This is a genomic window from Micromonospora foliorum (genome assembly GCF_022229015.1).
GTDB lineage: Bacteria > Actinomycetota > Actinomycetes > Mycobacteriales > Micromonosporaceae > Micromonospora > Micromonospora foliorum.
In genome coordinates this window covers 1-1,032 of record NZ_JAKKFF010000138.1, presented here as the reverse complement: position 1 = coordinate 1,032, position 1,032 = coordinate 1, and the positions used below count along the sequence as shown (strand labels likewise).

The 1,032-nt window shown below is 74.9% G+C and carries 1 protein-coding gene; it reads right to left on the bottom strand.

The window, feature by feature from the left end; translation table 11 throughout:
- Window positions 1-21 precede the first annotated feature (21 nt).
- Window positions 22-675, bottom strand: a complete 654-nt coding sequence (locus PSH25_RS12405; RefSeq protein ID WP_238659242.1) for a hypothetical protein — start codon at window positions 673-675, stop codon at window positions 22-24.
- Window positions 676-1,032: the final 357 nt, after the last annotated feature.

Sequence of the window (1,032 nt, the reverse complement as noted above, 5' to 3'; positions counted from 1 at the left end):
GTGGGCTGGCCCGGCGTGGGCTCACCGGTTGCTGGAGGACACGATCACGCTGTTGGCGCCGGCTACCAGGTCCAGGTACAGGCGCTCCGCCGACCGGTCCCAACCCGGCGTGCCCAACGCCGTGCCCGCGGCCACCCCATCCCAGCGGTCGTCGCGTACCACCACCGAGCCGGCACCGGCTCCCGCCCGAACCCGTACCGGAGTCTCCCCGGCGACCCGGACGTCGAGCTGGCTGGTCCCGCCGGTCAGTCGTACGGTCAGGCTGCCGACCGGGTTGTCCGAACGCGAGCCGGCGGGGCTGCCGGGGCCGGCGGCGGTGATCGGTGGCAGGAGAACCTCGGTACGGCTGGAGCCGCCGGCGAGCTCCACGCCCAGCAGCCGGGCCCGGGTCAGGTCCAACACCTGACTGCTCACCCCGCCAAAGAGGTGGAGACGCCAGGCGACCCGTTCGTTGAGCAACACCCGTACGGCCCGAGGCCCGCGCGTCCCGGACTCCACGAGGTCAAGCCGCACGGTCTCCCCCTGCACGGCCGGTCGGCCCGCCACACCCGAGCCGGCCGGGGTACTGATCCGGTACAGGTCATCGCCCAACTCGGCCACCCGCAGCTCGAACGAGGGCAACCCATCCGCGAGCACAAAGGTGCCCTTCTGCCGACCCGCCAACGGCGCTGTCAACAGTTGCTCGGCAGCAGCACCCGCACCACCGCGGCGACCCCCAGCCGCGTCCGACTCGGCGACGCCTCCCGGACGGCCGCCGTCACCGTGCCAAGCGTCATCGGGGCGGGTGCCGTCGGGGCGGGTGCCGTCGGGGCGGGTGCCGTCGGGGCGGGTGCCGTCGGGTTGGGTTCGGGGCGGGTGGTTGGCGGGGGGGGTGGCCGGGTGGGGTACTCCGCGGGCGCACGGGGTGGCAGCCGGCCAGGTCGCAGCCCCGAGCGACGGGAGGCACAGCAGCCCACGCCCCCCCCCCCACACGGCGGCCCACGTGGACCCCAGCCGAAACAGGCCAGGGGTGGACACAGGGAGCAGAGCGGG